Source organism: Paraburkholderia strydomiana, assembly GCF_046030495.1.
Taxonomy (GTDB): Bacteria; Pseudomonadota; Gammaproteobacteria; order Burkholderiales; family Burkholderiaceae; genus Paraburkholderia; species Paraburkholderia strydomiana_A.
This window is the reverse complement of record NZ_JAQQCJ010000031.1, coordinates 17586-44479: the sequence shown is the minus strand read 5'-3', so window position 1 is coordinate 44479 and position 26894 is coordinate 17586. Positions and strand designations below refer to the sequence as shown.

At 60.5% G+C, this 26894-nt stretch carries 16 protein-coding genes and 2 pseudogenes; 4 read left to right on the top strand and 14 right to left on the bottom strand.

Features of this window, described 5'->3' with window-relative positions; all coding sequences use genetic code 11:
• Window positions 1-8: 8 nt before the first annotated feature.
• The 6 genes and pseudogenes from PQQ53_RS30140 to PQQ53_RS30115 form a co-directional block, all read right to left on the bottom strand.
• A complete protein-coding gene (locus PQQ53_RS30140; protein WP_408328256.1) occupies window positions 9-1454 on the bottom strand; it encodes a DEAD/DEAH box helicase in 1446 nt (481 codons plus the stop codon).
• Window positions 1455-1589: 135 nt separating this feature from the next.
• Complete coding sequence (locus PQQ53_RS30135) at window positions 1590-1841, bottom strand: hypothetical protein (RefSeq protein ID WP_408328253.1); 252 nt, start codon at window positions 1839-1841, stop codon at window positions 1590-1592.
• 72 nt (window positions 1842-1913) lie between these two features.
• A pseudogene (locus tag PQQ53_RS30130) lies at window positions 1914-2114 on the bottom strand (YbfB/YjiJ family MFS transporter); the annotation flags it as partial.
• A gap of 51 nt (window positions 2115-2165) precedes the next feature.
• Entirely contained in the window at window positions 2166-3143 is a 978-nt protein-coding gene (locus PQQ53_RS30125) for an alpha/beta fold hydrolase (protein ID WP_408328250.1), read from the bottom strand.
• 83 nt (window positions 3144-3226) lie between these two features.
• Window positions 3227-3607: a tautomerase family protein gene (locus PQQ53_RS30120; protein ID WP_408328247.1), complete on the bottom strand. Its 381-nt coding sequence runs from the start codon at window positions 3605-3607 to the stop codon at window positions 3227-3229.
• 20 nt (window positions 3608-3627) lie between these two features.
• Window positions 3628-5040 carry an amidase gene (locus PQQ53_RS30115; RefSeq protein ID WP_408328244.1) on the bottom strand — a complete coding sequence of 471 codons (1413 nt, stop codon included), beginning with the start codon at window positions 5038-5040 and terminating at the stop codon, window positions 3628-3630.
• Between the two features lie 270 nt (window positions 5041-5310).
• Here PQQ53_RS30115 and PQQ53_RS30110 point away from each other — a divergent pair, with 270 nt between their 5' ends.
• Window positions 5311-5892, top strand: coding sequence for a TetR/AcrR family transcriptional regulator (locus PQQ53_RS30110; RefSeq protein WP_408328241.1), 582 nt, complete (start codon window positions 5311-5313; stop codon window positions 5890-5892).
• Between the two features lie 20 nt (window positions 5893-5912).
• On the opposite strand, the pseudogene PQQ53_RS30105 reads toward PQQ53_RS30110, so the two are convergent.
• Together PQQ53_RS30105 and PQQ53_RS30100 are read right to left on the bottom strand one after the other, a co-directional pair.
• Window positions 5913-6876: pseudogene (locus PQQ53_RS30105) on the bottom strand (aldo/keto reductase).
• A gap of 11 nt (window positions 6877-6887) precedes the next feature.
• Window positions 6888-8444, bottom strand: a complete 1557-nt coding sequence (locus PQQ53_RS30100; protein WP_408328321.1) for an MFS transporter — start codon at window positions 8442-8444, stop codon at window positions 6888-6890.
• A gap of 211 nt (window positions 8445-8655) precedes the next feature.
• Here PQQ53_RS30100 and PQQ53_RS30095 point away from each other — a divergent pair, with 211 nt between their 5' ends.
• The gene (locus PQQ53_RS30095) at window positions 8656-9042 is read left to right on the top strand and encodes a MarR family winged helix-turn-helix transcriptional regulator (RefSeq protein ID WP_408328238.1); all 387 of its coding nucleotides are present in this window, start codon (window positions 8656-8658) and stop codon (window positions 9040-9042) included.
• 335 nt (window positions 9043-9377) lie between these two features.
• On the opposite strand, the gene PQQ53_RS30090 is transcribed toward PQQ53_RS30095, so the two are convergent.
• Window positions 9378-10364: a hypothetical protein gene (locus PQQ53_RS30090; protein ID WP_408147928.1), complete on the bottom strand. Its 987-nt coding sequence runs from the start codon at window positions 10362-10364 to the stop codon at window positions 9378-9380.
• Window positions 10365-10708: 344 nt separating this feature from the next.
• On the opposite strand from PQQ53_RS30090, the gene PQQ53_RS30085 reads away from it, so the two are divergent.
• Window positions 10709-10894: a hypothetical protein gene (locus tag PQQ53_RS30085; RefSeq protein ID WP_408147926.1), complete on the top strand. Its 186-nt coding sequence runs from the start codon at window positions 10709-10711 to the stop codon at window positions 10892-10894.
• Window positions 10895-11255: 361 nt separating this feature from the next.
• On the opposite strand, the gene PQQ53_RS30080 is transcribed toward PQQ53_RS30085, so the two are convergent.
• The 5 genes from PQQ53_RS30080 to PQQ53_RS30060 form a co-directional block, all read right to left on the bottom strand.
• Window positions 11256-12542 (bottom strand): MFS transporter, encoded by a 1287-nt coding sequence (locus PQQ53_RS30080; RefSeq protein ID WP_408328235.1) that lies wholly within the window; start codon window positions 12540-12542, stop codon window positions 11256-11258.
• 1061 nt (window positions 12543-13603) lie between these two features.
• Complete coding sequence (locus PQQ53_RS30075; RefSeq protein WP_408147922.1) at window positions 13604-15037, bottom strand: basic amino acid/polyamine antiporter; 1434 nt, start codon at window positions 15035-15037, stop codon at window positions 13604-13606.
• Window positions 15038-15161: 124 nt separating this feature from the next.
• Complete coding sequence (locus PQQ53_RS30070; RefSeq protein WP_408147920.1) at window positions 15162-16691, bottom strand: efflux transporter outer membrane subunit; 1530 nt, start codon at window positions 16689-16691, stop codon at window positions 15162-15164.
• The gene (locus PQQ53_RS30065) at window positions 16678-19749 is read right to left on the bottom strand and encodes an efflux RND transporter permease subunit (RefSeq protein WP_408156436.1); all 3072 of its coding nucleotides are present in this window, start codon (window positions 19747-19749) and stop codon (window positions 16678-16680) included. Before PQQ53_RS30065 ends, PQQ53_RS30070 begins: the two co-directional genes overlap by 14 nt.
• Window positions 19746-20867 (bottom strand): efflux RND transporter periplasmic adaptor subunit, encoded by a 1122-nt coding sequence (locus PQQ53_RS30060; protein WP_408156434.1) that lies wholly within the window; start codon window positions 20865-20867, stop codon window positions 19746-19748. Before PQQ53_RS30060 ends, PQQ53_RS30065 begins: the two co-directional genes overlap by 4 nt.
• A 1744-nt stretch (window positions 20868-22611) precedes the next feature.
• Here PQQ53_RS30060 and PQQ53_RS30055 point away from each other — a divergent pair.
• Entirely contained in the window at window positions 22612-24645 is a 2034-nt protein-coding gene (locus PQQ53_RS30055; protein WP_408328232.1) for an esterase/lipase family protein, read from the top strand.
• Window positions 24646-26894 lie beyond the last annotated feature (2249 nt).

Genomic DNA, 26894 nt, shown 5'->3' with positions numbered 1-26894 from the left:
CGCACGGATCAGGGTTGGCGTTTGCCGCGGCCACCAGCGGGTTTGCCGTCCGCCTTACGTGAACCCACGGCTGGCTTGCTGGCGGGTTTGCTGCGTGGCTTTTGCACACTGAATGGGTTACCGCTGGACAAGCTCGTGCCTTTAGCCCCGGCCACAGCGCGTTGCGCCGCAGGCTTGCGTTTGTTTTCGCCAGTTTGCGGGCGCGGCTTTTTGCTGAGCACCTGCGTGGCGCCCGGCGCAGCTTGCGGCACTTTGGGCTTCTTGGGCTTTTTGGGTTTCTTGATGATCTGGCCCGTCGCGCTGGTTTGCGGCACGCGGTGTTCGGCTTCAAAACCCGGCTCTTCTTCACGGGCCAGCGTTTGCCGGATCAGCGCTTCAATCGCGGCCAGTTGCGGCGCTTCATCGGCACACACAAGGGACACCGCCACGCCGCTGGCGCCCGCGCGGCCGGTACGGCCAATACGGTGCACATAGTCTTGCGCCACGATCGGCAGATCAACGTTGATCACCAGCGGCAGGTCGTCGATATCCAGCCCGCGCGCAGCCACATCGGTGGCTACCAGCATCTGTACTTCGCCCGTCTTGAAGCGCTCCAGCGCACGCAGGCGCGCGGGCTGCGGTTTGTCGCCGTGGATGGTGTCGACGGCATAGCCCGCTTCATCCAGCATGGCCGCCAGATACTCCACGCCATTGCGGGTTTTGACGAACACCAGCGCGTGCTCCCAGTTGTTCTCAGCCACGAGGTGCATGAAGAGGTCGGGCTTGTTCTTTTTATCCACCGGCACCACCCACTGCTTGATCTTGCTGGCCGTGGCATTGGGTGGGCTGACACTGATATTGATCGGGCCGCGCAGAATGCCTGCCGCCATGGCGCGGATATCATCGGTGAACGTGGCAGAGAACAGCAGGGTCTGGCGCTGAGCGGGCAATGCAGCAAAGACGGCGTTGAGTTCGCGCGCAAAGCCCAGATCCAGCATGCGGTCGGCTTCATCCAGCACCAGCGTTTGTACTTGATCAAACTGCACTGCGTTCTGGCGATGGAGATCCAGCAAACGGCCCGGCGTGGCCACGAGCACATCCACGCCTTTGCGCAACTTCATCATCTGCGGGTTGATACTCACACCGCCGTAGGCAGCCAGAAATCGTAAGTCGAGGCCTTTGCCGTATTCGATAAAGCTTTGCAGCACCTGTTCGGCCAGTTCACGCGTGGGCACCAGCACCAGAACACGCGCGCGGTTGCTGGACACCGCCGGGCCGTGTTGCACCAGTCGTTGCAACAGCGGCAGCGCAAAACCCGCCGTTTTGCCAGTGCCGGTCTGTGCCGCGGCCATGACGTCCTTGCCACTGAGCACAGCAGGAATCGCCTTGGCCTGCACCGGCGTAGGTGTCTGGTAATTGAGGTCCTGCACATTACGCAGCAAGGGATCGATCAAGCCAAGCGAGGCAAAAGACATTGGCGTATTCCGGGCTAAAGCCGCAATTCTAGCGGTTACCGCCTGATTGCGCCGCGCAGATCAAGGTCAAAACGATCGACGTTGATCGCCACTAAAAAACGTAGCGGTGCCGGGCGCCACGCCGGCAAGCTGCACCTACGAGACACCGATGAGCAGCACTGCCGCCAGCGCCAGCCCCAATGGCATCAACAGCAAACGCGCCAGTGGCTGCGCAACCAGCCAGGCGCGCACCCGCATTGCCGCCAACTGCCCGAAATAAGGCCACAGTCCAGCCAGGCGATCCATGATCGGATCTGTCGCGGTAACGACAATCAGAAGGTCCGGCATCAAAATCGCGCACATGATCCGTAAATGGTCGATGCAGAACGACCGCGGCACAAAAACCACAGCGGAGTAATTCTATCCTCCGATCACGTAAGCATTCCTATTCACTCACAAATTCTATCGCCTCATTTGTAAGCCGACGAGATTCGCGGCACCGAGATAGACGACATCAGGCGCGGAAAACCAATGCGCCTGAATCAGAACCGCAAGCAAGGGCGTGTAGGCGAAATGCGCAAGGCCAATGCCGATCAGACTCGCGCAGAGTCCCGGGAAAACAGAAGGCCATACCGTCGCTGGACGATCCACGACTTTGGAATGTGTAAGGCTCGACAACATGAACGCCGAAGGAGATGCCGATTGACACGACACGCGCGAACCACCGTTGGACTACATCTTCGCCACCTGCAAGACCGCTTCGGCGAAGGCATGCGGCGCTTCTTGCGGCAAGTTATGACCGATACCGCCTTTGACTTCATGATGCCGGTACTTGCCCGTGAACCAACCGGCGTAAGCGGCGGGTGACTGATGTGGCGCGCCGTTCGCATCGCCTTCCAGAGTGATCGTCGGTATGGAGATCTTTGGCGAGAGCGCGAGTCGCTTTTCCAGTTCGTCGAACTGCGGTTCACCTTGAACGAACCCTAGCCGCCATCGATAGTGGTGAATGACGATCGCGACATGATCGGGATTATCGAAGGCCTGAGCGGTACGCGAGTATGTTGCATCGTCGAATCTGAATTTCGGCGATGCGTTTTGCCAAATCAGCTTGTTGAATTCGTTGCGATTCTCTGCATAACCCGTGGCGCCGCGCTCGGTGGCGAAGTAATACTGGAACCACGCCTGTAATTCGCCGCGAGGTGTCAACGGCTTGCGATTGGCGCTCTGGCTACCGATCAGATAACCACTCGCTGACACGAGCGCACAACATCGTTCAGGCCATATCGCAGCGACGATGTTCGCCGCGCGCGCGCCCCAATCGAAGCCGGCGAGTATCGCCCGATCGATTTTTAACGCGTCCATCAAGTCGATCACGTCCGGCGCGAAGACGGCTTGTTGACCATTGCGCGGCGTGTCCGCGGAAACGATGCGTGTCGAGCCGTAACCCCTGAGGTACGGCACGATCACACGATAGCCCACCGCTGCCAGTATCGGCGTCACTTCCACGAAGCTGTGGATGTCGTGAGGCCAGCCGTGCAGCAGGATGACGACCGGTCCGTTCGACGGGCCTGCTTCGGTGTATCCGACGTTGAGTCGGCCGGCGTCGATTTGCCGGTTCGGCCCGAGCGAGGCGGCCGAGGCCGCTCGCTCGGCAATCACGATTCGCGACTCGGCAAAGCTATTCGCCGACCCGGGCAGATCGAGAAACATCAACGCGGCCAACGCCGACGTATTGCCCAGCAGATGGCGGCGCTGGATGTTCAGTGATCGACATGTCTGTTTCTCTTGTCGCGCTAACTGACGTACTGAGCGATGCCGTGTCCGTACGACCAGTTCTCCTTTTTCACCTCGACGAGATTGATCAACACATTCTCGGGTCGTACACCCGGTGAAATCGCGAGGCCATCGGCGATGGCCTGGTAGAGCGTCTTCTTCTGCTCGATAGTACGGCCCTCGTTCCAGGTGATCTGGATCATCACGAGGTCGTCGTTGCGCCCGACGCCGAGATAGGTTTCGTCGAACTGAAAGTTGTCCGCTTCGTGTTCACTGACGATCACGAAGCGGTCGTTCAGCGGCACATTCGCACCGAGCATCGCTTCATACACAGCGTTGCCGAGTTGCCGACGGTAAGCGGCACTCTTGCCTTTCAACAGATCGATACGTACGAGGGGCATGACTTTTCTCCTCAGGAAGTTCAGATGCGGGACATGTCGGGATGAAGACCGCGTACCGGACTCACGGCTTCGAGTAACGAAGCGAGGTGCAGGATCGTCGATTCCGCCATCCACGGCGATACGAGCTGCACGCCGATCGGCAGTCCTTCGCGGCTCGTACCGAAACGCAGCGACAGCCCCGGAAGTCCGGTCACGCTCAACGGCGCCGTGGCGGTCATTACATGCAACGACGACACCTTCTGACCGTCGATGTCGAATTCCGCCGCGTCGTGTTCGTGCGCCGGCACGGTCGTCACCGGGCAGATCAGCGCGTCGTAGCGCTGGAAGTACGCGGCGAATCCGTCGCGCAGTTGTTCCGCCTTCTGTTCCGCGTCGACGAAATCGGCGATCGAGGTGTCCGGCGTGTCATAGACGCCTTGCACGTGCTTGAAGATCTTGTCTTCGTGGCCGGCCGTCACTTTTCGAAACGCGGGCTTCGTTTCCATCACCTGGAGTTTCCAGAGCAACTCCAGCGCATTGATCTCTTCGAGCACCGGAATACGCACCGGCTCGACGGCGATGCCAAGACTGGTTAGGGCTTCGGCCGAGGCACGCACAGTCGCGGCGACGTCGGCATCGACCGGCGCGAACGCATCGACGAGCCAACCCACGCGAAGCGGGCGACCCGGCGACGATCCCACGCCCGCATCCAGTTGAAGCGGGGCCGTCGAAAAACCATCCGCGCCGTCAGGACCCGCGAGGAGCGAGTACGCGAGCGCGACGTCGCGGACCGAACGCGCGATCGGGCCGACGTGCCAGAAACGGCGCGGCACGCGCGGCCAGATCCCCGTCATCGGAATGCGTCCGTGAGTCGCCTTGAGCCCGACGACGCCAGTCAGGGCCGCCGGACCTCGGATCGAGATCGCGACGTCGGTGGCGAGGCCGATCGGCGACATGCCCGCTGCAATGGCGGCGGACTCACCACCGCTCGATCCGCCCGGCGTGCGATCAAGATTCCACGGATTCAGCGTGCGTCCCGAAAGCAGGTTGTCGGTCTCGATCCAGAAAGAGAATTCGGGATGATTGGTCTTGGCGAGCAGGATGCCGCCCGCTTTTTTCATGCGAACGACGGTGGTTGCGTCAGTGTCGGGCACGCGGCCCTTGAAGATCGGTGAGCCGCGTTGAGTCATGACGCCGGCGGTATCGATGGCATCTTTCGCCGTGAACGGAACGCCATGCAGCGGCCCGAGTTCACGACCGGCCATCACCGCCGCCTCCGCAGCTTTTGCGGCGTCAATCGCGTCGTCGGCGACCGTGACGATGGCGTTGATCCTGCGATCGACGGCATCGATGCGCTCGAGATGCGCCTGTACGACTTCGAGCGGCGACACTTCCCTGGTGCGAATCAATTCGGCGAGTTTGCTTGCGTCGAGTGAGACGAGTTCGGTGCTCATAAGGATGACTCCAGGAGTGTGTTGGAGATGAAAACAAGGCAGCGCTGCATCTATCTACCTAACGTTTGTTAGGATGTACGATAAGCAATCTGCCCGGCGTCGTCAACACCATTCGCGCCGTAGGGATTTATTGGCGCGGCGAGCGCAACCGTAAAAGCGGACGCACATTACAATCGAGCGTTAAGGGATTTCGCCGCCGTTCTGGCGAAACGCAAGGCTAATCGGCCTCGATGGTGTTCGAGGCTACTCATCTTTATCGAGGACAGATTTGTGGCAAACCAGGCAAGTACGAGCACACATTCCAGTGACAAAATCCTGGCTGCCGCGACAAAGATCGCGCAGGCGCACGGCTACGGCGGATTGAACCTTCGCGCGCTCGCCGAAGAGGTCGGTATCAAGGCCGCGAGCCTTTACCATCATTTCCCGAGCAAAGCCGATCTCGCCGCCGCCGTCGCCAAACGTTACTGGGAAGATGCGGCGGCCGCGCTGGAAACGATATCGGCGAAGACACCGGATGCAGTCGGCTGCCTGCGCAAATACCCGGCAACGTTCCGCGCGGCGCTGGCGAACGACAACCGCATGTGTCTGGCAAGCTTCATGACTGCCGAATACGACGATTTACCCGACGTCGTGAAGACCGAAGTGCTGGCCTTCGTCGATGTCAACGTGGCGTGGCTCGCGAAGATGCTCGTCGCAGCGGAAATCGTCGGCGCAAAAGACGCCAGGACGCGCGCTCGCGCGATCTTTGCCGCCGTCTCGGGCGCACAGCTGATGGCGCGCGGTCGCGCCGACATCAAGCTCTTCGATACGTTGATCGACACGTATCGTGCAGCCGGACTTCTCCCTGCCTAACAGATGAAGCCACGAGAAGATCAACGTCCCGCGTCTCCGCGACGGTATTCGGCGGTGAGATCGTCAAATTGATTCTTGAGTGCTTCAGGCAAGTTGTAGTCCGCAGCGGCGAGCGTATCGATCAGTTGATCGCTTCTGCTTGCGCCGAGAATGACCGAGGTAATCGTGGGATTGGCCATGACCCACGCGACGCCGAGCTTGGGCAGCGGCTCGCCGTTCGCGCGCGCGATCGTCAGAAGTTGCTCGACCGTTTCGAATTCACGATCGCGCCAGTAACGTGCTTTGTACATCGCGCCGAACGAACCCATTTCCGGCGAGAAGCGTCCCTTGTCCGGATCGTCTGCCTTGCGGTAGCGCCCAGTGAGCAAACCGCCGGCGAGCGGGTTGAAGGGGATGACGGCGAAACCCTCTTCCTGCGCGAGCGGCAGCAAGTCACGCTCGATTTCGCGAAACAGCAGGTTGTAGCGCGGTTGCGCCGAGACGAAACGCGCGAGCCAACCGGTACGCCAGAAAATTCGATACGCCGATATAACGCGTTTTCCCCGATCGCACGATGAGGTCGAGAGCTTCCGCCGTCTCGTCGAGCGGCGTCGCCGGATCGTCCATGTGCAGCTGGTACAGATCGATGTAATCAGTGTTGAGCCGCCGCAACGACGCGTCGATGGCATCGAGCAGATGCTTTCGCGACGACCCTCTGTCCCACGCCGACAGCCCCATCGCGCCGCCCGCCTTCGTCCCTACGATAAAGCGATCGCGCTTGCCTTTGAGCCAGCGCCCGGTGATGCGCTCCGCTTCGCCGATCTCGTGCGGCTCGGCGCCGCCGGGATACATGTCGGCTGTGTCGATGAAATTCACGCCGGCTTCGGCCGCCGTGTCGAGTATCTGGAACGCGTCGCGCTCTGCAGTCTGATGACCGAAGGTACCCGTCCCAACGCAAAGGCGGGACACTGAGAGGCCGGTACGGCCGAACTGCGCATACTGCATGGCAACCTCCGTTAATCCAGCAAGGTATTGACGGCGCTCGGTCCAGCCGCCGCATGCGGCGCGGTCTCCTCGGCATCCGTCAACCACCATGTCAATGCGGCAGCAATGATCGCGATTGCGGCGGCAACGCTCAGGAGAATCTGATAGCCGCGAGCGAGACTCGCGACCAACACGGCTATCTCGACTTTCTGACCTGTCAGCGCTTGCGCCGCGGCTGCGAAATTGCCGTTGGCAGTCAGTCGCGTCATCTGCGCCTGGTCTTGCAACGATGCCATCGGAAAATGCAGCGCGACATCGCCGGCAACGCTCGTGAACAACACCGCGCCCAATGCAGCAAACCCAAGCACCAGGCCACTGAAACGCACGGTTCCCGCGATCCCCGATGCCATGCCTGCCCGTTCAACCGGGATCACGGTCATGCTGACCTTTGGCACCTGGCCATTCAGAATGCCCGCACCCAATGACGCGATGAACATCGGTACCAACACCGAGAGATAACTCAACCGACCAATTACGATTGACGTCATCGTTAAGCCAACCGCGACAAGACACAGGCCGATCGACAATAGCGCGCGCCCGGAAAAGCGATGATCCAGATACGCCGATACGATGCGCGGCATGACAAAAAGCGGAGCCGCGAGCGGCAGCATCATCAAGCCGGCGACGAGCGGCGTCCTATGAAGCGCGCTCTGAAAGAAAAATGGAAGATACGTGAGCATCGTCAGAAAGGTCACCGGATAGGTGACGCCCGCGATATTCGCGCCAAGAAAGGTGCGCTCCTCGAAGTAAGACAGATCGACCATCGGCCGGGACTCGCGCCGTTCGACGATCAGAAAGGCAATCAATAGCAACACTGCTACGCCGGCGCGCCACAGGATCCAGTGGTTGCTCCAGCCCTCCCGATTTCCCGAGATCAGTGCCCACGTCAGCAATCCAAGAAATCCGCTGAACAGCACCACGCCCATCAGATCGATGCGGCTGGCAGCGGGATCTTTCGATTCTTCCACGACGAACAAAGTCAGCCCGATCATGACGGCCCCGATCGGCAGGTTCACGTAGAAAGCCCACTGCCAACCCAATGATTGCGTGATCAAGCCGCCCGCGACAGGCCCAAGCATCACCGCGATCCCGATCACGGAACCCCAGAACGCGAACGCTTTGGCGCGCTCTTTCCCGTGGAACGCATGCGAGAGCACGGCCAATGCGGCGCTCAGCAACAGAGCCGCGCCGATGCCCTGAACGGCGCGCGCGACGTTCAGCGACACGACCGATGTAGCCGCGCCGCAAAAGAACGACGCCACGGTAAAAATCGCGAGTCCGAGCACGAGAATCCGCTTACGCCCAAATCGATCCGCCAATGCGCCCGCAGGCATCAGCAGGCTGGCGAAAGCAAGTACATATGCCGAAATGACCCACTCGATCGACGCAAAGTCCGCATGCAGCGATCCTGCGATGGAACTGAGCGATACGGCGACGATGTTTGCGTCCAGATTAATCATGAACGATGGCACTGAAACGCACAGCAGTAGCAACAACTTCATGTTCATAAGATTCCCTTTGTTCGGCACGCAATGCAATAGCGAGATCCATCCCATGATGGCATATGCCACCAACGCACCAGCAAGAGCGATCGAACTTCGGTTCTTCAGGGCGTGAGTTAACTGGCATATGCCATAATACAGAAAATTCGAGCGAGGTAAACCGATGCATCGACAAACCGAGAAAGCGCTGACGTCCAGCGCGTGTAGTTATGGTGCGCTTCGCCGTGCGACGCGAAGCATGGGGCAACTTTACGATCAGGCGCTCGCACCGACGGGCATCAACGCGGCACAATTCAACCTGCTGCGCACGGTCGAGAAGCTCAGCAATCCGACTCAGAGCGAACTTGCGGGCGATATGGTGATGGACCTCTCGGCACTGGGGCATACGCTCAAACCGCTGATCCGCGAAGGCTTCCTGAGCCTCGAGAAAGACACGAATGATGGTCGGCGTCGAATCGTCACGCTGACCAAGGATGGCCGGGACAAACTGAAAGAAGCCAAGTCGTACTGGAAGCCGACTCAGCGCCGCTTCGAGTCGACGGTGGGCGCGGCGGCAAGCAACGAGTTACTTGCTTTGCTGGATTACCTCGCTTCGCCCGCCTTGCGCGAAACGCTCTTGAAATAGAAGCGGCAACGGCCTTTCCGGTCCAGACCTGCTAATGTCGGTTAGCTGGCGAGCAAGGTTATCGCGCGCGACGACAGGGCGGTCCATGGGGCCAATGGTGCAGCGCAGGTCGCCAGCGAACGCCTCCCATTGCGCGACGATCGCTTCCATGTTCCGCAAGATGAAGTCAGCTAGCCGCATGTCCGCCTCGTTAGTGGCACATCGCCCTGAACTGCGCTGGTTCTACCAAGCCCATGTTACGCGGGGTTTTCTCGCCCGCCCCCTCGGGTCCAGCAATCGCGACCGATCATTGCCCCGTCCGGAGAAACGGAATCCGGGGCGGTCGTCAGGAACAGTTAGAAACTCATTGCAAAGCCGAACGACACGCCGTGCACATTGTGTCCGAACACGTATCGCACCATCGCGCGCGTGCGAGTAATGATGACGGGATACTTGCTGCTGTCGAGTTCAAGCCCGACTCCCAGTGACGTGAGGTCGTTGAACCCCAACACGCCGGCACTGTCCCCGAAGTAGTGCGAATAAGCGGCCTCTAGCACGTAGCGGATCGGCCGGTCCAGCGCGTGCCAGCCGGTAGGTGCTCGCCAGCGTGTCCACAGGCTCACTTGCTGCGCCATGGCCGAACCCTGAACCGCCTCCGACGAACTGCCGAAGCTGCGCAGGTAGATGTCCGTGGCACGCAATTCGGCGTCGATTTCGTAGTTTTCGCGGTAGTGCTCGTAGTCGAGCATGAGTGAGCCGCCGTATCCGTACGCATCCAGCGAGCCATTCTCGAGAAACTGCAGATTGCTGTCAGTGGCCCGATTGAAGATAGATTGCCCCACCTTCAGGTCGCTTGAGACTCGTCCAATCGTACCGTTCAGTATCGGACGGAACACCAGTTCATCCGTGATCCGGAAATCCCAGCCGACGCCCACTGTGCCGCTGAACGTGTTCCATTTTGTCGGCACCGCACGCTGCTCGGTGCCATTCGTGGCGATAAAGATCGGATCGTACCGGCTGTAGGCAAGCGTCCCCTCAAGGTACAACGGAAAGGATTTGCTGATCGTGAAGCCGCCGCCAAACTGAGTCTGACCGAAACCGGGATTCCCGGTGGTGCCGCTATTGACCGACAGATTACTGGTAGTAACGTCGGGAACCGTCGTGTAGGTCATGATCGCGAGCACGGCGTTGGCGTGCTGCTTCACATTGCCGCCGACCACGGTAGTGCCGGTCAATTGGCTCGGCGCCGTCTGCGCATTCGACAGGTGGGGCAACAGGGTGAAGGCCAGAGCAGCGCATGCCCGTGATGTGCGGCGGGAGCGTTGAAACCAGAACGGTGGCATTGTCAAATGACCTCACCATTTATTCGCGCGATCGAAAGCCGCCCCATCGCGTACTCTACGCACATGACACGCTCCTGTCGGGTCTGTAGCCCTCCCCGCAGCGTTCGCAAAATGCGTGCGCTTTTGCCAGCGGGACCAAACGCCCGCGGCAAGGGGACTTTCGAATCGGGACAAATGATGGCGCATCCTTCTGAAATCGCCACGTAAGCTCCTACCCTCTTATCCAGATCAGACGGTGTCTGAAGCAATCGCCGACAAATCAGTATAAGTAATGTAATTCAACGAAACGACGCGCGGCAGTTGTAACTGCGAATATGCACCGTGCGTAGATTCCGGAGATGCCGATGATCAATCTGATCAAGCGGGGCAAAGACCTGATGCCAGGCATGGCTGAATTTGCAGTGGAGCGCTACGTGCAGCAGCGTCATCTACCGCGAACCGCCCACCGCTATACACATACACTTGCACTCCGCGCCCGTTCGATTCATGACCACGGAAATCGGCGGCTGAGAACCCCGGGATCCGAATAGCGTGTCCTTCATGGTGACGCCGCAGATCTGCCTGCGGCGCGCCATTGCCGACGAGCATCAGCTTGCCGGTCAAAGCGAAGATGGCGGAAATAGACAGGCGGATGGGCGGCGGTCGAGTTGTCCGAAAGACTGAACTATCGCGCGGAGCCGCGTGAAGAAGTCAGTAAAGCCTGAGAGTTGGCGCGTCCTTTTGCGCGCGCAAAAGGACGCTGACTTCGCTGTGAGTAAAACGCGGTGCCCTGAAACGAGCGTTCAATGCGTCGACGATCTGAGGCATCCAATCGACTGACCAGGCGTTCGTGGTCCTCGACTCGTCGGCACCACGAAACGCTGCCTCAGAATCCGGCGCTCCTCTGCGTGTTCACACCGGCGCGCTACGCAGCCGCGCCACGCTCCGCTCACGCACCGTAAGCGCCAACGCAACCAGCCCGAGCGCCGCGAGCGCACTCGCCACAACGAACGCCGACGAATACCCCGCGCCGTACTGAATCATGAACCCGGTGATGCTCGGCGAGAGAATACCCGCGAGATTCGCGAGCAAATGCACGAAGCCGCCGGTCGCACCGATTCGCTCACGCGGCACGATGTCCTGCAGCAGCGACCAGCAGGCCTGCGGCGTCATGAAGGCGAAGAGACTCGCTACCGCGATCAGCGTGACGGCAGGCACGAGCGAACTCACGCGCGAGACGAGCATCACGCAGATCGCCGCCATGCCGAGGCCCATCATGATCACGGTCTTGCGCGCGAAGAGAACGTTGCCCGTGCGCTTGTAGAGTCCGTCCGAGATCATGCCGCCCAGCACGAAGCCGAGCGTCGCGCCGAGCCACGGCAGAATGCCGACCATGCTCATGTGCTTGATATCCAGGTGCTGGTAGTCGGTCAGGTAGCTCGGCAACCACGAAAGAAAAAAGTACAACACGTAGTTAAACGCGAAGAACGCCATCGCCACGCCGAGCACCGGCAGCGAAAACAGATAGCGGAATACACCATGCGACGTGGCGACCGCGCCAGTAGAGGCCGAAGGCGTCGGTTGACGGTCGGCGACGATCCACTGAGCCTCTGCCTTCGATACCGACGGATGTTCATCCGGCTGATCGCGAAAGCAGCGCCACCAGAACGCCATCCAGACGAAGCCGAGTGCCGCGATCACGGCGAACGAGACGCGCCAGCTGAATTGCAGCGCGACCAGTCCGACGATCGGCGCCGCGACGGCCGCGCCAAGCGGCTGCCCGGCGTTGGTGAGACCGACCGCCCTGCCCGCTTCACGTCGCGGAAACCAGTTGGAAATGGACTTGTTGGTCGTGGTGCCCATGGGTCCTTCGGCGACGCCGAACGCGACCCGCGCGACCATCAGCGTGGCGAAGTTGCCGGCGAACGCGGTCGCCCCACAAAACGCGGACCAGAACCCCGCCGCGAGCATGAAGACTTTGCGCGGGCCGAATTTGTCGGCCGCCCAACCGCCGACGAAGCAGAACACGCAGTAGCCGATAAAGAAGCTGCTGAAGAGCAGACCCATCTGCGCGTCGTTGATGTGCAAGTCCGCCTTGATGATCGGCGCGACCACGGACAACGCGGCGCGATCCAGATAATTCAGCATGCCGGCAAAGAACAGCAGCGCGGCGACCACCCAGCGGTATTGCGACTTCATGGCTTTCTCCTCACGTGGCCCAGGCGGTGGGATGCGCCTGAACGCATGCGTCGGCCTGGAGCGGGAGTGCGGCTTCTGATAACTGCAGGAGCTTCCGGGCCTGTATGCGGTGGGCTTTGCGCCGACCTGGGCGGGCTGTTTTGGCGGCGACCTGAAGGTTGGGATGTGGTGTTACGTCGCCCCTAGTCTCATATGTCGTCGTACATCATCGATCAAGTTTAAGGCTACTGACTGGGTAGTAAAAGTAGCATTTACCCGAGGAATTCAGCGACTGCTGAATTTTGACCGGCGACTCCAAGGGGAGTTATCTGGTCGCTAGCTTGTTCATCGCGGAACGGACTAGCGAGACGTATCGATATACGACAACCGATAACATATAGCGTGCAGACCTGCCATGTTGCCCGAGCGGAGAGATGGTTGCGTGCGAGGCAGCTAACTGAAGCGCGCGCATCAAGTCTTGCAAGCCGGGTACAACCACGCTGCGGGAAGATTGGCCGCTAAGGCCTCGCTTTGTATTTGCGGCGGTTAAAAAGACGCAGACGGTTAGTTGCGTAATTGAACCTTGACTTGCCCCGCTCATCAAAGCCCCGCCGCACTGCGTTCCCACTCCGAAACCAACGATGTCTGAATACCGGCTTACGCTGGTCGAGAAACGCACTCCCCCTTCCGGTGCGTCTTCGCTTCCGAAGCCGCGCAGGCAGTGGCCCCCGTTCGCTGCTCATGCCCTTGACCAGCGAACTCTCGTAGCCGCGATTGACCCACTCCTTGATTGCCACTTTCGCGGGCGGCGAATAACCCGCAATCGTCGTGGCGAGCGCGATGCTCTCGTCGCGAGAAGCGAATGGAGACGATGTAGGGCGATACGTTCCCGAGTGAGGGCGAGAAAGACGCGGGAGATAGTGTGCCGTGCGGACAAACATCCGTCCGCACGAGGCAAGCTGCTTGAATTGCTGCGCGAGAGATCGTCATTCCCCGCCTAGCGCGGGCATCGGCAAGTTTCAGCCGACGTTCGATTGCCGGACATGGCATGCCGTCCGGCACGAATACGACAAACCGGCAGTTCAGATCACGATCGCCCCGGTTATCAAACTAACCAGCGCTGCGATACCACCGCACACCGCGACCGCGAAAATGATCCACTCCGTTCTGATGAACACAGGCACGCCGCGCTCGCGTCTGGCGAGGATGAACAGCACGGTGCCAGGCGCATAGAGCATCGCCGACATCATCAGGAATTTGGCGCCGCCCGCAAACAGCAGGAACGCCGTATAAAGCGTGGCGAACGCGGCAATGAAGTATTCCCGGCGCAAGACGCTGCGCTGCTCGCCGCCTTGTTCGATGTCGTGACGCGCGGCCTTGATGCCGAAAGCCGCAACCAGAAAATACGGAATCAACGCCATCGAACTGGTGAGATTGATCATCAGCGAAAACGCATCCGTTGACCAATACGTGCTGATCACGAATAGCTGCACCACGGTGCTGGTCAGCCAGATCGCGGCGACCGGCAATTTGCGCTCGTTCTGCTTGGCGAATATGCGCGGCATCGTGCCCATGCGTGCCGCGGCAAACAGCACTTCGGCGCAAATGAGCGACCACGCGAGGTACGCGCCAAGAATCGAAATGATCAGGCCCGCGCCGATAAAGACCGTGCCGAACGGCCCCAGCAGTGCGCCCAGCACCGCCGCCATCGACGGCTGCCGCATCACGGCGATGTCCGCACGCGGCAACGTCGCGTAGGGCAGCAGCGTCACCAGAACCAGCAGGCACAGCACGGCCGCGAAGCCGTAGAGCGTCGCGGCGCCGACATGCGAGCGCTCCCTGGCATAGCGTGAATACACGCTCGCGCCCTCGATGCCGACGAACACGAATACGGTGACGAGCATCGTCGAGCGGACTTGCGAGAACAGTCCTGCCGACAGTGCATCGCCGCTTTCCCAGAAATTCGCGTGGAACATGTCGACGCGGAACAGGACGATCAATATGCCGATGAACAGGATAATCGGAATCACCTTCGCCACCGTCACGATGGTGTTGATCATCGTGGCCTGTTGCACGCCTCGCAACATCACGAAGTGAAACAGCCATATGCCGACCGACGATACGGCGATCGCAGTCGCCGTATTGCCATCGCCGAACGCCGGGACGAAGGCGCCGAGCGTCGATTTGATCAGCACCCAGTACGAGACGTTGCCGAAGCACCCCGCCATCCAGTACCCGAACGCGGAGAGAAAGCCCGCATAGTCGCCGAAGCCCGCTCTCGCATACGCGAACACGCCGGCGTCGAGTTCGGGCCGCCGTTGGGCCAGCGCCTGGAAAACGCGCGCCAACGCATACATGCCGACGCCCGCGATGCACCATGCAATGATCGCGCCGACCGGCCCAGTCGCTCGCGCGAAGTTACGCGGCAACGAAAAGATTCCTGCGCCCACCATTGATCCGACGACCATCGCGGTCAATGCGGGCAGCGACAGTTTCGGCTCGACCTGTGACGCCATTGTTCACCATTCAAAGAACTGGGGTTCTTTTAGAATGCCGTTATCGTGACATCACGGTAACGGCGTTTTCACTTGAATCGTCATGCCTGGCGACCTGTGAGGTCGTTCCGGTACATCGCCCTAACTACTGACTCGCCGATGGTGCCGGGTACGGCGGCGACACGCTGATCGCGGAACCCGCCGGTTGCCATCCGCCCCCCATCGCGCGGAACAACGCGACCTGAGCCTGCAACTGCCCGACCCTTTCCCGCACTAGCGTCGCCTGGCTTTCGAGCAGCGCGAGACGAGCCTGATCGACATCCATCACGCCAATATCGCCGATCGTGAACTGGCGCGTCGTCTTCCTGAGCACCTCGGTGCGTTGCTTGACTTCTTCATTGCGCGCGAGCTGCAATTGTTCCTGCCGCTTCAATCTCGACAGCGCCTGCTCGACATCGAACAGCGCACCCGATGCGGCTTTTTCATACGCGTGAAACGCCTGTTGTGCCTGCGCATCCGACGACTCCACCAGCGATTCACGCGCACCGAAATCGATCAACGGCAAGGCCGCGGCTGCGCCGAACAACCAGAACGTGCTGGGCCCGAGAGCCTGACCCGCAATGTTCCAACCGTTGCGTGCAAGCAGCGCGCTCAGTGAGAACGTCGGCCAGTAGTTCAGGCGTGCGGCGTCTGACTGCTTCACGCTTGCGAACAGGCGGTCACGCGCAGCGATCAGATCGGGGCGTCGCATCAACAGATCGACGGGTTGCCCCGGCGTGATCTCCGGCAGTGGCTTCGGCAAACCGCTGACAGTACTCAGCGTGGCGGTGAGTTCGCCCGGCTGGACCGCGCACAGATTCTCGAGCGCCAGTTGCGAAGCGGCGATGGCCGTCTCGACATCCTGTTGTCGCGCCTCGACCTGCGCGAGCCCGGCGCGAGCCACGTCGATATTCGTGCTCAACCCGACGCCCGCCGTGAAGCTTTTCTCTGCAATCCCAACGAAATCCGCGGCGATCTGATGGCTTTGCGCGAGCAACTCGCGCTGCTGCAACAAGCCACGGTAAGTCATATACAGATCGGCGACCCCGCCGATGACGCTCAGGCGCACCGCCTCGGCATCGCCCGCCGCGGCGAGCGTCGACGCACGCGCCGCGGCAAGACGCGCGCGTCCGCGGCCGAATACGTCGATCTCCCATTGGGTCTGAAGGCCGACGCGCCAGAAGGACGCGTCGAGATCGTTAATCCCGAGAAACTCCTGAAACTCCAGCGAGGTTTCCGAACCGTGGTAACTCGCAGCCTCGGTGCCCACGCCCACCGACGGCAGCAGTTGCGAGCGCGCGAGGCGCACGCCTGCACGCGCCTGATCGACGCGCGCGGCCGCGATCGAAATGTCGTAGTTGTGCGCAATCGCCGTCTCGATCAACTGGGTCAGCGCCGGGTCGTTGAACTGCGTCCACCATGTCGCGAGCTGCGCGTCGTCGGGCGCGACGTGCGCGTCGGCGAGCGCCGGCGACGCTTCGTTGAAGTGCTGCGGAAGCGTCTTCGGCGAGTCGAGTTTCAGCGTCCCCGTGCAGCCCGAGGCGATCGCCACGACGAGCGAAGCCAGCGGCAAACGCCGCGCAACGAGTAACGCGAGCGGCGACATCGCGCGGTTCCGGTTATCAGGTCTTTCCATGTTGATCCCCGGGTTGCTGGCCTTCTTCCCACTCCGTACCTTTGATCGAGAAGAGCAGCACATAGATCGCGGGCACTGCGACCATCGTCAGGACCGTTGCGAACGCCAGCCCCGCCATCATCGTGATCGCCATGTCCTTGAAGAAGGGGTCCCATAGCAGCGGCACCATGCCGAGGATCGTCGTGCCCGCGGCCAGCGCCACCGGCCGCAGACGGCTCATCGAGCCGAAGATCACCGCCTGCATGCGCGGCACGCCTGCGGATATCTGACCATCGATCTCCTCGACCAGCACCACCCCGTTCTTGATCATCATGCCGATGAGGCTAAGCAGCCCGAGCAGCGCCATGAAACCGAACGCGCCACGGAACAGCAGCAGGCCGATCGTCACGCCGCAGATCGACATCGGCACCACCAGCAGCACCACGAGCGCGGGCTTGAGTCGGCCGAACATGAACAGCACGAGCAGAATCATCCCGAGGAAACCCATCGGCAACTGACGGAACAGACTCTCCTGGGCGATCGTCGACGACTCGTGTTCGCCGCCCCATTCGAAGGTATAACCGGGCGGCAACGGAATCGACTCGATCGAATGCCGCACGCGCTCGAACGCCGCCACGCTGTTGCTGCCGTACGTGACGCCGGCCGACACGGTCAGCGTGCGAATCCGGTCGTTACGCGAAACGATGCTCTCTTCCGTTTGCGGCGAGACGCCGTCCAGCACGTCGCCCAGTGGCAGATAGCGCCGCTGTCCCGCGCTGAAGACCTGCATCGTGAGCAGGCGCTCCATGCCCTGTTCGCTCTCCGGCGCGCGCAGGACGATCGGCAACAACTGGTCGTGTTCGCGGAAGATGCCGGTGGTGATGCCTTCGGTGGCATACGCGAGCACGTCGTTCACCTGGCGTCGAGTCACACCGGCGGAGCGGGCGCGCGAGTCATCGAATATCGGCCGCACCACGTTGACCGGGTTTTCCCAGTCGTCGCGGATCGAGACCATGCCGCCGTCTTTATGCAGGATCGCCTGCGCCTGATGGCTCAACGTGCGCAGCACGCCTGGGTCCGGACCCATGAAGCGCGCCTGGATCGGGGTGCCGCCACCCGGCCCGAAGCTCGGCCGGATCACTGTCCAGCTCGCGTCGGGGAAGCGCTTCTCGAGTTCCGCCGTAATCGGCGGGATCATCCCGTCGATATCGCGCTGATCCTTGACCGTGACGATGAACTGCGCGTATCGCGGGTCGCGGGTTTCCGGATCGTAGACGAGGAAAAAGCGCGTCGCTCCGCCGCCGATATACGTGCCCACATTCGCCACGCCATTTTGCGCGAGCAGGAACTTCTCCGCGCCACGGGTCTTTTCAGCAACCGCACGAATATCGGAGCCGAGCGGCAAACGCATGTCGACATAGAAGATCGGCGTCGTCGAGTTCGGAAAGAAGCTTTGCTCAACGAAACGAAATCCCCACATGCACAGGCCGGTCAGCACCGCCAGAGAAACGATCACCGGCACCCGGCGGGCCGCCACCCAGCCTAACAGGCCCCGGTATTGGCGATACAACCGCGAATCGAACGGATTGGGCTGGTCGCCCTCGTCGGCTTTGAACAGATAGAAGCCGAAGAGCGGCGTCAGTCCGATCGCGACAACCCAGCTAAATAGCAGTGAGATGGCAGCCACCGCAAACAGCGACGCGCAGAACTCGCCGACAGCGTCCGGCGAAAGACCGATGCCCGAGAACGCGAGAATCCCCACGATGGTCGAAGCCAGCAGAATCCACTGGCCCTGCTGCAGCACTTCGTTGGCCGCGTCGATGTGCGACATGCCCTTCTGCACGCGCACGAGCATGCCCTCGCACACCACGATCGTGTTGTCGGTGAGCATCCCCATGACGATGATCAGCGCGCCTAACGAAATGCGCTGCAACTCGATACCCGCCGCGTACATCACGAACAGTGTGCCGAGAATCGTCAGGAACAACTCGACGCCGAGCACCACGCCCGCCCGCCAACCGAGGCCGATGCCCAACGCCACGCCGACGATCGCCACCGCCAGCATCACGTCGAACACGAAGCCCTTGACCGCGCCGTCGACGGCTTCTGGCTGATCGTAAAGCACATGCAGTTCCATCCCGAGCGGCCGGCTGCGCTCCAGCTCCTGCATCTTCGCCTTCACTTCCGCACCGACGTTCACGACGTTCACCCGGGCGCGCGCGCTGATGCCGATCGTGATCGCGGGTTCGCCGTTATAACGGATCAACGCGTTCGGAATCTTTGCGTAGCCGTAGGTCACGGTGCCAAGATCGCCGAGCAGAACCGGCCCGGCGGTCGTGCCCACCGGCAGCGCGCGAACTGCATCAAGCGAATCCAGCGTGCCCGTGGGCGCGATCCGCATCAGCAGATCCCCTACCCGCTCACGGCCCGCTGAGCGGATTTCGTTTTGCAGCGCGAGCGTCTGCGCGAGATCGTCGGTCGAGAGATTGTTGGCCGCCAGTTTGGCCTGGTCGGCCTCGACGGTGACCTGCTCCTGCTGGTTGCCCGCGATCACGATATCGGCGACATCCGGCAAGGTCAGCAATTGCTTGCGCAACTCGCGGGCGTATTCATAGAGCTGCGCCTGGGAGTAGCCCTTGCCCGTGATCGCGTAGAACATCCCGTAGACATCGCCGAACCTGTCGAAGACGACCGTCGGGCCCGCGCCGGGCGGCAGTCTCGGCTGGACGTCGCTCACCTGGCGGCGCAACTCGTCCCACACCTGAGGCAGATCGGCGGAGGTATACCTGTCGCGGATCTGGACGCGGACTTCCGAATAACCGGGCATCGACCGCGAGCGCAGAAAGTCGACCTGCTCCATCTGCTGGATCGAGCTTTCAAGCCGGTCGGTCACCTCGTTCTCCACCTCCTTCGCGCTGGCGCCGGGATACAGCGTGACGACGACCGCGGTCTTGATGGTGAATTTCGGATCTTCCAGCCGCCCGATGTTGATGTACGCAAAGAGTCCACCGAACAGCGAGACGAGCGTGATGACCCATGCGATCAACGGCTTTTCGATAAGGGGGCGCGCGAGGTTCATTGATTCACATCCAGTGGCCGCACTGCCTGCCCCTCGGCAACGAACTGCGAGCCGCCCCCGACGACCTTATCTCCCGCATGCAGATCGCCCGCTACGATAGCCACGTTATTGCGGATCTCGCGTACATCGACCGGCACCGCATGCACCTTGCTCGACCCGGTGTCATAGCGCCATACCCTGTGCTTGCCATCCTGTGTAACGGCAAGCGCGGCGATCGGCACGGAGAGCGCGAGGTTCGCGGCCTGTGTCTGGTTCATGCCGATGCGCACGCGCACCGCCATGCCCGGCAGCAGCGTCAGATTCTTCGCCTGTTTGACGCTGAACAGCAGCCGGTACGAACTCGCGGCGACCGAACTCTGCGTCGCATGTTCGCGATAGACCAGCTGCAAGACGTTGTCCGGACGATCCGGCGTCCACGCCTCGGCGCGCAGACCGCTGTTGAGCGGCAAACTTTCTGCGATGCTTTGCGGCAACTCCACGCCGATCTCGATGCGCTCCGCGTTCTCCAGATTGAACACCGGCGCGCCGGCCTGCACCATCTGCTGGGTTTCGATGGTACGGCGCGCGATCCGGCCGTCGAACGGTGCGATGAGACTGGTATTGCGCAGGTCCCTGTGCGCAAGATCGCGCTGTACTCTGGCGACTTCCAGCGTGGTCTTCAACTGCTCGAACGCGCCTCCCGACAAAATGTTTTCGTCGTGCAGCACTGACTTGCGTTTGAGGTCGTCGGCAAGCTGGGCGTACTGTGCGTCGGCGCGGCGCGCCACCAGTTGAAAGGGCTCGGGATCGATTCTCGCGATCAGTTGCCCCTTGCGCACGCGTGCGCCGTCGAGCACGGCAATCTGGACGACACGCCCGGACACCTCGAAGGCAAGCGGCGAAATGCTGGTCTGCTCGACGCGGCCGGTGAACTCGCGAAGTTCGTTCGACCCTTCCTGCGCCACAGGCACCAGCTGCACCATGCGCGGCCCGGTGTCGGTCGCGGCCTCCTGCTGCCGCCCACATGCACTCAGTAGTCCGAATGCCAGAACGATGACTATCCGCGACCGGTACGCCGGCCGCTTGACTCCGTGCAGCTCGCAGGACCCGACTGCAGGGTGGCTTTCGTGAGCGGACATTCAGGCCTCTCGGTATGGTTGATTCAATGTCGCATGCGCGCGCGATATGAAAACACTTGCCACCTGCAGCACTGGTTCGATCGACGCCTCGCCGAAAACCTCGTCCGTGCGGACAGTGGCGCCCTACCGGCGCCGAGGTCAGGCCCTACGATTCGGACAGGCGGTGCGAGGTAAAGGAGTGACTGGCGCCTTCGCGCCCGTCGATGCTCGTGAGCGCGACTGGTCCAACGCGCCGCGCACGATCCGACAGGCCATGCAATGGCCGCTACCGCGTCCTCGCTCCGGGTCTGTACCGACGATCGCCATGACTTCGGCCCAGTCCTCTACAACAGCTATGTCTATGCGTCGTATTCGGACTATCGAGGCTTGCTCCACCCTGCTTTATATTGTTCATGTCCGTTCCTCGGGTTCAAAGTTTCCTGCCTGTCGCCACAAGAAAAGTGGCCGGCAACGCTCCGATCACGGCAAACGCGGAGTTACCCATTCGCTCTGGGAGACAACTGATATGTCGATACTCTTGTTGATGCGTCGTACGACTTCGCAACTCTGACGAAAGATCGCGGAAGACAACGCTGCCCCATCTTCAGTATGGAACGCACAACCATGCCGGCTAGGTTCAACAACGAAAGCTTTTGCATATCGGTTGTCATAGCAAGAGACGCCGGTTCATTGGGACGAGGCTGCCTGAAAAGTATTTAAGTTCCCAAACAAATCCTTGTCAAGAATTTCCCTGCCGCTGCACTGTCGAGGTCGAAACAAAACTTGATGTTCAAAACACTTAGCCAGATTGTTTTTGCTTTTTTCAGCGGTAAAACGCACATCAGGTATTGCTACTCGGAAAAGCAGGTGCTCACATTTCCGCCATCCGTGAATGGGGTGTCATGAGTATGTCACCGTCTGCGGCCAAAGTACCTGATTGTCGAACGCATGCTTAGACCACTACGTTGAATCACGAAGTGCCGCGGCCTTTAGCGCATGATGGCTGATCAAAGCTGGCGGCGTCAATTGGTTCGAGATCGACATCGCGGATGAGCACGTGTGACTGCGGACAGGCTCGGCGATTGTTAAATCGCAAAGATGAGCACACCTACTTTTTCTATGCCAATCATGCAGATTAACAAGCGCGTGCGGTGCGTTCAGCCGGGACACGTTGTGCACATCAGCCACGCACGCGGGACAACGTGAGCACCAAGGCTTCGATATCCGAAGAAGAAGCGAACGTCGAATAGGCATCCGGCCTGCCTTGTTCTTATGTTTATCTATGGCAGGCGTTGGTAAGCAACCGCTGACTGTCGCTTCTTGCGCAAGCTATTTGCCAAGCGTACAGTACTCTGCAATGAATAATATGCGTAAGATCTTATCGGTCCCGCGCATAAAACAGCGGCTTATAGCTGATAGAGCCTCCATCATTTTGCCGGTTTCACTGGCCAAGCACACCACGGCCTGAAAGATTGGCAAGTCCTGTCGGTGATGCAGCCATGGCAACGGTCCACAGCAAGACTACTGACTGCGCGTCACCACGCAGATGTGGGCCGAATTGTTTAGTCCTCGGGTATGCAGACGTTGACCTGTCGACGTTGTCATCGCGCCTCCTCTCGGGCCAGTACCTGAGCAGACAGCCTCCTGCCGGATTACGAGCGCGGTTCCCACCACCCGCCTGCCGATCGGCATACCTGATCGTTCACTCGAATAAAGGCGCCGGCAATCCGAAGAATGCGCGACGCCTCGCAAGGGCGAACGCGCAATGACGCATCCGCCCTCACGATGGATGTCGCGTTGCTTTACGTTCAGCCTGCTAGTCATCGTCCTCCTGTCCGGCTGCGCAATGGTTCGGGTCAGTTCGCTCGGCCCACAGCAATACATCGCCATGCGGCGCGGCGATATTCTTTCAACCGGCCGACTCAGCGCGGCGACGCGTGACACCCTGCGCGTCGCCGCGCTCGACGAGGCCCGTTGCCAACACGCGCCGCAGGAGTGCATCGATTCGATCACGACCGTTCCAGGAATCAACGTCGATCGCCGTCTCGCGAGTCTGGCCGAGCTTTCCCTGGAGATGGCGATTGCCCAAACGCCGCCTGACAACAACAGGGCGTGGAGTGACGCGCAATTCGACCTGTGGCTAAGAACAGCTCGTTATGCCTACGCATTTCTCTTCCTCGGTCAGCGCACACCCGGTGAACGAGCCTTCGAGGACCGTCAAACGCAGGTTCGCGACTATTACAACTACGCGCTCCAGGAACTGGCCGGCGCGCTATTCCGGCGCGGCGCGCTCGAAACGGATTCGGGCAGGGGCGATTCCTCAACGCAGGTCATCGCGGGCTGGACCATCCATATCGACCTGAGCCGGGTACGGCTGCCCGAAGGCGTGCGCGAACTGCGCGAGGTGATCCCGGCGTCCAGACTCTCGTTCGCGGGGCTGCGCAGCATCTATCGCCGCGACGGTCTGGGCGCCGAACTTGTCGCGGTCATGAACATCCCCGCGCCGGAGGAGAACGCTTCGCCCGCCTCGGATGCCAGCGCAGACAGCGCGCCACGCCCGTCGAACTGGTCGACGCTGCCGTCCCGTCCGTTTAGCGAAATGCCGTCACCGAATGTCACCGTGCTTCTGAGCTTCAGCGCCGAGAATCTCGAACAGCTGCGCGACGCACACGATGTGGTCTTGACCGTCTACGATCCGTATCGCGAGAAAAGCGTGGTACGGCACGACCAGACCGTGCCGTTGGCGGCCAATTTCAGCGCGGGTTACGGCATCTGGCTCGCGCGTTCGGGCTTTGCCGGACAATCCTTGCGCACGCTGTTTGGCCGGGCGCGTGGCATAGATAGTCCCCGTATCTACCTGATGCAGCCGTTCGATCCGGAGCGGCGCATCGTTCTGATGCTGCACGGATTAGCCAGCAGTCCCGAAGCGTGGGTCAATGTCGCCAACGACATTCAGGGTGATGAAATACTCCGCCAACACTTTCAGGTGTGGCAGGTCTACTACCCGACCAATGTCCCCATTCTCGTCAGCCTCGCGCGAATTCGCAGAGCGGCACGACTCACGCTCGAACATTTCGACCCAGCCGGCACGTTGCCGGCTTCTCAGGGGATGGTGCTGATCGGACATAGCATGGGCGGCGTTCTGGCGAGGCTGCTCGTCTCGACCTCCGACGAAGAACTATGGACCACCTTCGAAGACAAGTATGTGCCCGAGGGCGCCGAGCTCGACCGCGAGGACGAGCGGCTTGATCGCTTGCTGCGCTTCACGCCGATGCCGCAAGTCGAGAGGGCGATTTTCATCGCGGCGCCGCACCGGGGCACGCCGTTCGCCAGCAATCGCATTGCTCGATGGGCGTCGAACCTGGTGCGCTTGCCGCTCGCCCTTCTGCACGAATTCGAAGACGTGATGCTGACGGCCACGAACAACGACGGAGGACAGCTCGAGGGGCAGACCTTCCACGTTCCGAACAGTATCGAACAATTGCGCGAAACCGATCCGCTCATCCGCGCGACTGCGAAACTGCCGATCAGCCCGGACGTTTGCTTCCATTCAATTATCGCGAGACGCCGGGCGACGGGTCCGCTGGAGGATTCCAACGACGGCGTCGTGCCTTATCGCAGTGCGCATCTGGCGGGCGCGGTCTCTGAGAAGGTGATCGTCTCCGGGCACAGCGTTCAGGAAACGCCCGAAGCCATTTTTGAAATCCGGCGGATTCTGCATGAGGATATTGCGGAGGCGGCGAGAGGTGGGGAGTCCGGGTTCTTCGTGGGCTGTGAGCGGGGAGTGGCTATTCAATAGTGGACGGGGACGCGTGGGAGTCTGGTTTGGTGGCTTGTTGCGCCATGCACGGCGGCGGGACGCCGCTTGCGTTGTGTGCTTTCGGTTGGGCGGTTTGGGTTGTGTGGTTTGGGTTGGGTGCTTTCGCGCTTGTGAATTCGCGCATGGTCACTAAGACGGTGTCGTCACGCGGAGTTGAATTCTCGCGGGCTCGTTGTTTTCCACATCATATTTTGTGCGTGCAAAAAACTGCCGCTGCTCAGGGCAGCAGAGAGAGACTGATGCTCGAGGGCGGGCCGCTTGACGAACGCATCGATACATTGCTGGGACGCGTCGGGAAAGCGCGCTGCCCTGATGTCATGCCCGGGCTCATCGCGCGAGGACTTCGTGGCTCGTAGCGCTCAGGCGCGTGTCGACTGTAAGCGCCACGTGTTCCGGGCAGCTCGTCGCCATTCGTGAGCGACATATTAATGTCAGATAGAACGGGACCCGCAGGCTCTTTCTCAGCGTCATCAACGCTTCGTCTGTTTCGGAGGTCTCCTTGAATTGGGCGTCCGGCCTCGTCCGTCGAGCACAAGCGGGGCGAAATTGGGCGGGCTGGCCTCGACGATCAGGATCATTACGCGGCGAGGATTTCCGCCTGGCGGCGAAAGATGCCGACTCCGACCGGAGCGCGGCTCAGGCATAGCAGCGGTAGCAAATGCGCAAAGTTTCTGCGTCGCCGTTTTGATGCCGGAATGCCTATACACGGCGACATTGACGTTCCCATCCACACCGCGTTACGGATACGTCGCCTCTAAATGGATAGCGGTCTTCAGCCCATTATCTTCGGCGAGAGGGTGAACGATCCATGCGGCAAATCGGCTTTCATTGATGGCGAGGCTAGTTCCATTGTCGAATTGCCGAGGCGACCAGGACGTGCCGCAGGAAATCTTGTTCCCGACGTTGTATAGAGTTTGCAAACGGGGCGGTCGGCAGATGTTGACTCTGCGAAACACGATCTGGCGGGACCGGGTGGGCTCTCAGATAGAGTTCAAAAAATTACTTTATTCAGGATTCCTTTGTGACAAGGCTGCGGCACAACCCTGATCTTTCGATGAGGCTATCGGATGGCCCTGGTCGGTGCTTCACGCCGGCATCGCGCCATCCCGTCCACGACGCGGCGCCAAGCGCGAGTTACTGCGGTCGTGCCAGCTGACATCGCAGAGGCACATGTCAGCGACCTTCAATTATTGCTTCGGCCGAAGGCCGTTATCAAGGGCACTCAGCGTATCGCTGTCGAGCAAGCTGGGGGGTGAACGAATCCACCATTAACATTCAGCTGCACACGCGAGCGGCGTGTCGGTAATTACGCCGAGGGGCCTCAAGAATGGCATCACCGCAGACCGTGCTGCCCTGTCGCCGCATGCATGATGCTTCAGCGCGCCTCTTTCACTCACGCACCAATCTCGCCGAGCGCCGCGCAGCGAAGATCTGACACCCGCTCTGGATGTAGATGAGGCGCTGGATCGGGGAAGCGTTCAGCGATCGCTATGTGTTCGCTTGATGTAGCGTCCACAGAAAGCGTAGAAATCAAGCGGATGGGCGGTAAGTGTATTTGCCTACGAGATCAAATGTGGGCGCTTTCCGTAGGCCCTCTGCGGATCGTGTTCTTCGCGGCGTCGCTAGCAGGCGTGTTATCGGTGCCTCCCGCAGTAGATATTTTGTGACGTGCAAAGGCGGCGAATTCCGTGAAAGTTTTTAGCTACACGTATCGAGCGAAGGCTCGTCCTTTTCGGGAAGCGTGGCACGAGGGCCTGCACGCTGAACGGCCGGCGTGCTGTTTTTCGGGCGTCCCGGTAGTTGCAATTGAAGTAGCTGCAGGGGCGCGAAAGGCCCAAGACTCCGATGACAAAACAAAAAATAACTGCCCTGCACAGCGCCATTACATATCACGTAGCAAATACTACAAACTATGTAAATTTGATGGGTGTTCCGGAGAAAGAATCGAAGTAGGCGATTTTCAGTGCGATTGCACGCGTAGGATCTCTTTGCGCGTGGAACATATCGGGAGAATTGATCGAAACTATATATTAAACAGTGAGTTATTCGATCTGTTTTCTATTTTAGGATGTTTCACGGAGAATTGCATGTAGCGGATACTAAATGACGTGCCAGTTGCAGTAACGGCATCGATACGGGTCTTCCAACTGCAGTAAAGTCCTCCGTAGGTCGCATGGAACCGATGTTATGACCCCATTAATTGGCGTCAAGCCGAATCTCAGTGAACG

Coding starts and splice junctions, on each gene's coding strand:
- PQQ53_RS30060 (WP_408156434.1), bottom strand. CDS start 20,867: ATGTCCGCTCACGAAAGCCACCCTGCAGTCGGGTCCTGCGAGCTGCAC.
- PQQ53_RS30120 (WP_408328247.1), bottom strand. CDS start 3,607: ATGCCCCTCGTACGTATCGATCTGTTGAAAGGCAAGAGTGCCGCTTAC.
- PQQ53_RS30070 (WP_408147920.1), bottom strand. CDS start 16,691: ATGGAAAGACCTGATAACCGGAACCGCGCGATGTCGCCGCTCGCGTTA.
- PQQ53_RS30115 (WP_408328244.1), bottom strand. CDS start 5,040: ATGAGCACCGAACTCGTCTCACTCGACGCAAGCAAACTCGCCGAATTG.
- PQQ53_RS30080 (WP_408328235.1), bottom strand. CDS start 12,542: ATGAAGTCGCAATACCGCTGGGTGGTCGCCGCGCTGCTGTTCTTTGCC.
- PQQ53_RS30140 (WP_408328256.1), bottom strand. CDS start 1,454: ATGTCTTTTGCCTCGCTTGGCTTGATCGATCCCTTGCTGCGTAATGTG.
- PQQ53_RS30090 (WP_408147928.1), bottom strand. CDS start 10,364: ATGCCACCGTTCTGGTTTCAACGCTCCCGCCGCACATCACGGGCATGC.
- PQQ53_RS30085 (WP_408147926.1), top strand. CDS start 10,709: ATGATCAATCTGATCAAGCGGGGCAAAGACCTGATGCCAGGCATGGCT.
- PQQ53_RS30125 (WP_408328250.1), bottom strand. CDS start 3,143: ATGTTTCTCGATCTGCCCGGGTCGGCGAATAGCTTTGCCGAGTCGCGA.
- PQQ53_RS30065 (WP_408156436.1), bottom strand. CDS start 19,749: ATGAACCTCGCGCGCCCCCTTATCGAAAAGCCGTTGATCGCATGGGTC.
- PQQ53_RS30075 (WP_408147922.1), bottom strand. CDS start 15,037: ATGGCGTCACAGGTCGAGCCGAAACTGTCGCTGCCCGCATTGACCGCG.
- PQQ53_RS30055 (WP_408328232.1), top strand. CDS start 22,612: ATGACGCATCCGCCCTCACGATGGATGTCGCGTTGCTTTACGTTCAGC.
- PQQ53_RS30095 (WP_408328238.1), top strand. CDS start 8,656: ATGGGGCAACTTTACGATCAGGCGCTCGCACCGACGGGCATCAACGCG.